This is a genomic window from Kitasatospora griseola (assembly GCF_014648555.1).
Lineage (GTDB): Bacteria > Actinomycetota > Actinomycetes > Streptomycetales > Streptomycetaceae > Kitasatospora > Kitasatospora griseola.
This window is the reverse complement of the sequence record NZ_BMRI01000075.1, coordinates 1-7642: the sequence shown is the minus strand read 5'-3', so window position 1 is coordinate 7642 and position 7642 is coordinate 1. Positions and strand designations below refer to the sequence as shown.

The 7642-nt window shown below is 69.7% G+C and carries 7 protein-coding genes and 1 CRISPR repeat array; all 7 genes read right to left on the bottom strand.

The genetic code is table 11. The annotated features are described in order from the left end of the window. Positions 1 to 252 precede the first annotated feature (252 nt). Complete coding sequence (gene cas2 / locus IEZ12_RS36845; RefSeq protein ID WP_189278730.1) at positions 253 to 543, bottom strand: CRISPR-associated endonuclease Cas2; 291 nt, start codon at positions 541 to 543, stop codon at positions 253 to 255. Beyond that, a complete protein-coding gene (gene cas1c / locus IEZ12_RS36840; RefSeq protein ID WP_189278728.1) occupies positions 543 to 1577 on the bottom strand; it encodes a type I-C CRISPR-associated endonuclease Cas1c in 1035 nt (344 codons plus the stop codon). Before cas1c ends, cas2 begins: the two co-directional genes overlap by 1 nt. After that, complete coding sequence (gene cas4, locus IEZ12_RS36835; protein ID WP_189278726.1) at positions 1574 to 2239, bottom strand: CRISPR-associated protein Cas4; 666 nt, start codon at positions 2237 to 2239, stop codon at positions 1574 to 1576. Before cas4 ends, cas1c begins: the two co-directional genes overlap by 4 nt. After that, entirely contained in the window at positions 2236 to 3159 is a 924-nt protein-coding gene (gene cas7c / locus IEZ12_RS36830) for a type I-C CRISPR-associated protein Cas7/Csd2 (RefSeq protein WP_229848698.1), read from the bottom strand. Before cas7c ends, cas4 begins: the two co-directional genes overlap by 4 nt. Positions 3160 to 3179: 20 nt before the next feature. Next, a complete protein-coding gene (cas8c, locus tag IEZ12_RS36825) occupies positions 3180 to 4973 on the bottom strand; it encodes a type I-C CRISPR-associated protein Cas8c/Csd1 (protein WP_189278722.1) in 1794 nt (597 codons plus the stop codon). 4 nt (positions 4974 to 4977) lie between these two features. Next, a complete protein-coding gene (gene cas5c, locus IEZ12_RS36820; RefSeq protein WP_229848697.1) occupies positions 4978 to 5661 on the bottom strand; it encodes a type I-C CRISPR-associated protein Cas5c in 684 nt (227 codons plus the stop codon). Between the two features lie 201 nt (positions 5662 to 5862). Further along, entirely contained in the window at positions 5863 to 6258 is a 396-nt protein-coding gene (locus IEZ12_RS36815; RefSeq protein WP_189278720.1) for a hypothetical protein, read from the bottom strand. A gap of 35 nt (positions 6259 to 6293) precedes the next feature. Further along, a CRISPR array of direct repeats spans positions 6294 to 7495; the repeat unit is 37 nt; unit sequence GTTGCGATCCTCGGCCGCCCCGAAGGGCGACCGCCAC. Positions 7496 to 7642 lie beyond the last annotated feature (147 nt).

The following is a 7642-nucleotide window of genomic DNA, read 5'->3' as shown; positions in this document are numbered from 1 at the left end:
GCGGTTGCGATCCTCGGCCGTCCCGAAGGACGACCGCCACCTCCTCCGCGGCGGCCTCCTCCTGCTCGATGCGGGCGTTGCGATCCTCGGCCGTCCCGAAGGACAACCGCCACGGCATATAACCAGGGTGAACACGTCCCGAGTGACTGCGATGCGGAGACTGTTCACCGGCTGATTCCACTCAACTCGGACATCACGCTTCGGTGCGATCCGCGTGGCGTGTGTGCACTTGGGGTTCCGAACCGTGCTCTGTCACAGGATGAGGTCCTCACGGTGGCTTTGCACTCGGGCGATGCCGAGTGTCCGTACGTCGTTGAAGCCGTTGTGCGGGAGGCGGTAGATCCGGATGCTGTCGGTGTTCTCGTCGATGGTTCTGCCGATGTCGTTGAGGAGGTGCAGGAGGTCGACGTCGGTCGCGGCGATCTCGAAGACGGACTTCTGGACCCTCAGGCCGTGGCCTTCGCAGAGCTTCGCAACTTTCCGGAGCCGGCGGCGGCCTTCAGGTGTGGTGGTGTCAACGTCGTAGGTGAGCAGCAGGTCCATCAGCCGGCCGTCCAGGGCAGGTATCCGGGGAGGTCGCCTCGGATGTGGCGGGCGAGGATACGGCACTGCAGGACCGGGAGGAGTGCGGCGGGGACTGTCCGGCCGGCTGCCGGGTGTTCCCAGGGTTGGGTCTTCCATTCCTGCCAGGCGGCGAGGACCGTCTTGCGGCCGTCTTCGGTGAGGTTGACGGCTCCGCCTGCGAGGGTCTCGAAGTGATGGGTCCTCAATTCTCGGCGGTTGAGGAGGGTGAGGGCGAATCGGTCGGCGAGGACAGGCCGGAATTCTTCCATCAGGTCGAGGGCGAGTGCCGGTTTCGCGGGGCGCAGGCCGTGGAGGAAGCCGATGTAGGGGTCGAGGCCGATTTGTTCGATGGCGCCGTGGACGAGGTTGCGCAGCAGTCCGTAGGTGAAGGAGAGGGTGGCGTTGACGGGGTCGGTCGGTGGGCGGCGGTTGCGGTGGGTGAAGGCGGGGATGTCGTCGGTGGGGCGGTGTATGTCGCGGAGGGCGGCGAAGTAGTTGCGGGCGGCGTTGCCTTCGATGCCCATGAGGGTGTCGAGCGAGTCCGTGTGCTGGGTGTCGGTGAGTGCTTCGGCGATTTTGGCGGCGGCTTCGCGGATGCGGGTCTGTGCGGTCGGGTTGGTGTCGCGGGCGGCGCGGAGCAGGATCCAGCGGCTGTTGCGGATTTTTCCGGCGACGGTGTTGCGGGCGATGGCGAGTCGTTGGTGGGGGTCGGTGTGGGCGCGGTGTTGTTCGTGGCGCAGGAGGACGTTGCCGCGGACGGGGCCTTCGAGGCGTGCTTGGAAGCGTCCTCCGCGGGTCATCCAGGTGATGGGGCGTCCGTCCTGGGCGCAGCGGGTGAGGAGTTCGGTGGAGAGGTTGATGTAGCCGTAGAGGACGATGGCGTCGAGGCGTCGCAGGGGGAGGGTCTTGCGGCCGGGGGTGTCGGGGAGGTGGATGCGGAGGGCGTCCTGGTCGAGGCGGAGGTCGGCGCCTTGGGTTTGGACGTAGAGGGTGTTGAGGAGTTCGAGGGTCATGGGTGTGTGAGTTCTTCGTCGGGGAGGGTGTAGAGGTCGGTGAGGGCGTGGTGGTACTGACGGGTGCGGGTGAGGACGGTGGGCATACAGATGGTGGCCATGGAGCAGCGGCGGCAGCGGTTGTCGGTTGCGGGTGGCGGTAGTTGACGGGTGGTGAGGAGTTCGCGGACGGCCTGAGTGGTGGTGGCGACCCGTTGGTGGAGTTCGGGGGTGATGGTGAGGGTGTGGCGTCGTCGGTCGGCTGCGGAGTAGATCGCGGCGTGGGGTACGGGTCGTTGGAACATGTGTTGCAGGCAGAGGGCTTGGGCTGCTGCTTGGACGTCGGCGGGGCCGCCCGGGTGGTAGCGGCCTGATTTGTGTTCGACGGGCAGGATGGTGCCGTTGTCGTGGAGTTCGACGGTGTCGCAGGTTCCGGTGAGTCCCAGGTCGTCGTGCCAGACGGGGAGGGCGTGCAGGGTGCGGATGGTTCCGCGTCCGCGGTTGCTGGGGGTGTCGACGCGTTGGTGGAGGAGGGTTCCGCGGGTGGTGGCGGCGTCGTCGGTGAAGGCATCTTCGAGGACGATGAGGGCGCACTGGCGGGGGCAGTAGGTGTAGTGCTCCAGCCAGGAGAGGGCGACTTGGGGTTGGTCGCCGTCTCCTGGTCGGGGGTTGGGGTGGGTCATCCGACGATGCGGGTGAGGGTGACGCCGGCGTCGGCGAGGCCGGTTTCGTCGATGTCGATGGGGCCGTAGTCGGTGATGTTGCGGGCGGTGGCGTCGTGGAGTTGCTTGATGCGGATGCGGTCGAAGAGGGTGTGGGAGGGCAGGCGGCCGAAGGCGTCGTCGTGGGTGAAGACGTAGAGGCCGCGCAGGGCGAGGCTGCCGCGGGCGGCGGCGCGGTCGTGTTCGAACATGATCTCGAAGGCGCGCCAGAACATGGCGAGGTCGTCGCCGGTGACGCCGGTGCGGGCGGCGAGCGGGGCGCTGAAGTGGCCGGCTCCGCGGTAGAGGGCGTAGGGGACGATGTGTTTGGTGCCCATCTCGGTCTCCTTGCCCTTCTTGTCCTCGGTGGGGTTGTTGAACGCGTCGACGTCTTCCTGCTTGGTGGGGGTGACGCGGGTGATGCCGATCTCCAGGGGGGTGATCGGGTCGATGGAGCGGGAGAAGGTGAGCTGCATGGGGCCCTGGACGCGGCCGGCAGGCTTCTTGCCGGTGCTCATGACGGCGCCGAACATGCGGATGTCGTAGAAGGTCTGGCACATCCAGGTGCGGGCGTCGGCCTGCCGGGTCTTGGGGCCGAGGGCGGTGTAGGCGCGTTCGTGCTGGCTGTTGAGGGCGACGCCGGCTTCGACGTAGATGTCGTAGCCGGGCTTGGGCTGGTGCTGGTTGAGCATGGCGACGGTGTTGCGGATCTTGCGCTTGATGGCGACGTCGGTGATGAGGCCCTGTCCGGAGACGGGGTCGGTGCGGGGGCTTCCACCGGCGTCGGGGTCGCCGTTGGGGTTGCTGTCGACGGCCTCGACGAGGAAGACGAAGTCGTGCTTTCGGGCGGGGTCGAGGTGGGCGTCGTTCATGGCGGTCTCGTTCTCCAGGAGGTTTCGCACGGACGGGGATTGGCGTTTGGTCAGGAGGGCTGTTCGTCGGGGGTGTTCGCGGCGGTCTTGGCCGCCTTTGCCGCGGCTTTGGCGGCCGTTGCCACGGCTTTGGCTGCGAAGTCGGCAGCACGCTGCTGTTCGTAGCCGATGACGAAGCGGGCCTGCTCGCGGGGTGACAGGTGTGTGGGCGGGTCGTCGGTGAGCGCGCCGAGAACCTGCGCCAGCCGCTCGCTCAGGGCGGCGTGGGCACCCGGCTTGTCGCGGCGCAGGCGCTTGAGGTGGGCGTTGGCGCCGTGGCGGAGGTTGGCCAGGACCGCGGCCGGGGCGGTCATCGCGGTGCCGAAGTACTTGTCTCCGATGGTGGCCTTCACGTCGGGCAGGGCCGCCGCCTGGATCGCCTCCAGGACGGCGAACGCCCGCCCGCACAGGTAGGCGGGGTCGGTGCTGTCGGAGTCGAGCCTGGGCATCGGGCGGTCCGTTCGGTCGTGGGAGCGGTTGAGGGCGAGGCGCAGCAGTGCGGTGCGCGGGGCGTCGATGCGGTGGTCGGCGCGGATGCGCTGGAGCAGGAGCGGGAGCAGGCGCGCCGGTGGCGGGGTGCGGCGCAGGGCGCTGTGCAGGAGTTCGCGTTCGATGCCGTGGGGTGCGGTGCCTTTGACGTACTGGGTGCCGTTGTGGCGGCCGGCGGCGAGGGTGAGGTGCCACAGGGGCAGGTAGCGGGTGGTGCCGCGCCGGCCGTCGTGGACGCCGTGGTCCTCGAACCAGGCGCCGAGGTTGGCCTTGACGGTGTGCAGGGGGACGTCGAGCCATTCCCGCACCACGGTGCGGGCGTTGTTCAGGCCCAGGGTGAGGGCGTAGAAGTCGTTGGGGTCGACGCGGCCGGCGGCGGCCGGGTCGGGGGTGTGGTGGAGGGTGTCGATGAGGTGGGCGACGGCGTCCGGGTCCGGGTCGTTGTCGTCGATGAGCTCGATGAGCGGCTCGTCGACGGGCTCGCGCGTCCACCACAGCAGCACACCGTCGGACAGGGAACGGCGGTGCCGGCCGGAGGCGAGCATGGTGTTCACAGCGGCCATGGAACGGCTTCCGCAGCGGTCGCACACCGGGGTGTTGACCAGCTTGACGGCTCCACCCCTACCCTGCGCGGGCGAGTTGACGCTCACCAGCTGCGCCTCGTTGCTGCCGCCGGTCGACGGGATCGCGCCCTTCTTGATCGGCTCAGGGATCGTCGACAGCAGGTCGCCCGGCTCGCCGCACACCAGGCACAGCTCCTGCTGCGCACCGCCGGCGCCCTTACGCTCGCGTACGACGCGCGCCCACAACTCCCGCACCGATGCACGCTCGTGCAGCCAGCGGCCGTCCACCAGCACGCCGACCGTGTGCCGGGCGTCCACCTCCGGAGGGACCTCGCTCTCGGCGAGGCCGCGGGTGAGCACCTCCAGCACCAGGCCGGCCGACGGATCGTCAGGCACCTCGTCCGCCCAGCGGCGCAGCAGGGCAAGGTACTCCCCTCGTCGGCGGGCGGCCTCGGCCACATCTTTCTCGCTCGGGCCCTGTTCGTCGCCTTCGCCGCGGGCGCGGCCGAGGACGAACTCGGCGGTGTCCACCAGTAGGAACGGCGGCACGCGTGTTCCCGACCGCTGCACGTACGGCACCGCCTCGACGGTCGCCTCACCCCTGGACTTCGGCGGCGGCCGGCGATCGGCCAAGGACGGGGCCGCGCCGTCGGTCGTGATCACCAGCGCCCAGTCGATCTGCCGGTACCGGTAGAACTCCGGCGGCAGGCCCTCCAACCGCTCAGCCTGCTCGGCCAACCGCTGCAGAAGCACCGGTTCACCCCTCGCCGTCGACACGCCACGGCGCCGACGGCATCGCCACCGCGTCCGCGGACAGCGGCTCCTCGGGCACCTCCATCACCCCGTCCACCAGCCGCGCACGGAACCACCGGTAGCGCTCGCCCTTCGGCGTGTAGACGATCGAGTGCAGCATCACCCCCAGCTCCTCGGTCCGCCCCGCCAACGCGGGCGCCTCGGTCGCCGGCCCGAACGACGCGCTGAACTCCCGGCACCCCAGGAACGGCTGTGAGAAACACGCACCCCGGTCCACCCGCCGACGCAACTGCTCCCGGAACTTCTCCTCCGGCGCGTTCGCGTGCCGCGCCACCACGATCTGCGCCCGGATCCGGTACGCGACGTCCGCCAACGCCATCGTGTTCCGCTGGTCGCGGTCCTCCTCCACGTCGTACTGGGTGCCCGGGGCTGTCTGGAGTTCCTGCACCTTCTTCGCCGTGACGACCGACTTCACCTCGTTGCGACGCACCTGCATCCACTGAACCGGCCGCAGCACCTCGATCGCCCGCACCACATACCGGAACTCGGGCTTCCAGTAGATCGCCTCCAACACCCCCGTCGCAGCCGACGGCGTCATCACCGGATAACTCACCCGCTCCGACTTCAACTCCGGCCTGGTGAAGCACGCAAGAGGCCCCCACACCTCCACCACCAGATCCGGGAACACCCACCCCGAATTCCCCCGACGACGAGCAAGAGCATCCCGCTCCCCCGCCGCAGCAACCCTTCCGGCCACCACAATCGCCTTTCCACACACAGAAGATGACGCAACATCAGTTCTGCTGCGCCGAGGCGACCGTAGACCAGCCCACCGACAACGACCGGAGCGCAGAAACCTCCCCACACCCGCCACGGAGAACAGGTTCGATCAGCATTGGCCAAGAGCCGACGAAAAGGTCGACAAACCCAACTCCGAGACCAGCCGGTGACCCATGGCGACCGATCCGTGACCGAACAGGAGACAGAAATGACTGGAAATCTCCATGCCACACGGTCGCCGTTCTGCCCGGTTGCGATCCTCTGCCGCCCCGGAGAGCGACTGCCACGCCGACGGATTCGTGGAGAGCGCCGCCAGCTCGGCGTTGCGATCCTCGGCCGCCCCGAAGGACGACCGCCACCCGGCGCGCTCGCCCTGTGGGAGATCCCCGTCGCGGCGTTGCGATCCTCGGTCGCCCCGGAGGGCGACCGCCACCAGAGTGCTCAGGCCGAAGTTCGACGTGGTGTCGAAGTTGCGATCCTCAGTCGCCCCGGGGGCGACCGCCACCCGCCGACACCGCCCTCAGCGGTGGCCGGGAAGCGGTTGCGATCCTCGGCCGCCCCGGAGGGCGACCGCCACAGGAGGTTCTGGATCAGGTCGGGGTGTACGGCGGGATTACGATCCTCGGCCGCCCCGAAGGGCGACCGCCACTCATGGGCGAGGATCCAGCGGTGGTGCGCGCTGGCGTTGCGATCCTCGGCCGCCCCGAAGGGCGACCGCCACTCATGGGCGAGGATCCAGCGGTGGTGCGCGCTGGCGTTGCGATCCTCGGCCGCCCCGAAGGGCGACCGCCACCGAGGACGACGCCGCCGACCAGCTGGCCCGTCTGGTGTTGCGATCCTCGGCCGCCCCGAAGGGCGACCGCCACCCGGCCGCCGTGCCGCCGCAGGTGGGAGATGTAGGAGTTGCGATCCTCGGCCGCCCCGAAGGGCGACCGCCACGGCCAGGCGCTGCAGCTTCCCACCCCCGACGAGTTGTTGCGATCCTCGGCCGCCCCGAAGGGCGACCGCCACTCGAGCCGACCACCACGCCCACACCGACCACGACGAAGTTGCGATCCTCGGCCGCCCCGAAGGGCGACCGCCACTCCGGCGCGGAGCTGGGGGCCCGCCGTGGCTGACTAGTTGCGATCCTCGGCCGCCCCGAAGGGCGACCGCCACGGCTGCGCCGGGGTCGGCGAGCCACGCCACCTCCTGCAGGTTGCGATCCTCGGCCGCCCCGAAGGGCGACCGCCACCTCGCGTTCGACCTCGCCACCGGCTCCCGTGTCGTGGTTGCGATCCTCGGCCGCCCCGAAGGGCGACCGCCACTCGGCACCCACACTTCCATTCGTCACGTGACGAATGGTTGCGATCCTCGGCCGCCCCGAAGGGCGACCGCCACCCGGCCAGCCACCGCCAGGCCTCCCGCGGGTCGCCGTTGCGATCCTCGGCCGCCCCGAAGGGCGACCGCCACAGCAGAGCACGACGAGGACGCCGTCGGGGTTGGACTGTTGCGATCCTCGGCCGCCCCGAAGGGCGACCGCCACAGCAGAGCACGACGAGGACGCCGTCGGGGTTGGACTGTTGCGATCCTCGGCCGCCCCGAAGGGCGACCGCCACCCGCGCCGGACCCCGTGTTGGCTCCCGTCTCGGAGGTTGCGATCCTCGGCCGCCCCGAAGGGCGACCGCCACCCGCGCCGGACCCCGTGTTGGCTCCCGTCTCGGAGGTTGCGATCCTCGGCCGCCCCGAAGGGCGACCGCCACACCGGTCCATCAGCGGAAACCGGCTGTCTCTGGTACTCCTGCGCGACCAACCGGACAGGCAAATCTACAGAGTTCGGACATCCTGCTTCGGTGCGATCCGCGTGGCGGCTGCACACTCGGGGTTCCGAACCGCTGCCCGCCGACGTC

Bases quoted from the DNA above. Each gene is read 5' to 3' on its own strand.
- cas2 (WP_189278730.1), bottom strand. From the start codon at position 543: ATGGACCTGCTGCTCACCTACGACGTTGACACCACCACACCTGAAGGC.
- cas1c (WP_189278728.1), bottom strand. From the start codon at position 1,577: ATGACCCTCGAACTCCTCAACACCCTCTACGTCCAAACCCAAGGCGCC.
- cas4 (WP_189278726.1), bottom strand. From the start codon at position 2,239: ATGACCCACCCCAACCCCCGACCAGGAGACGGCGACCAACCCCAAGTC.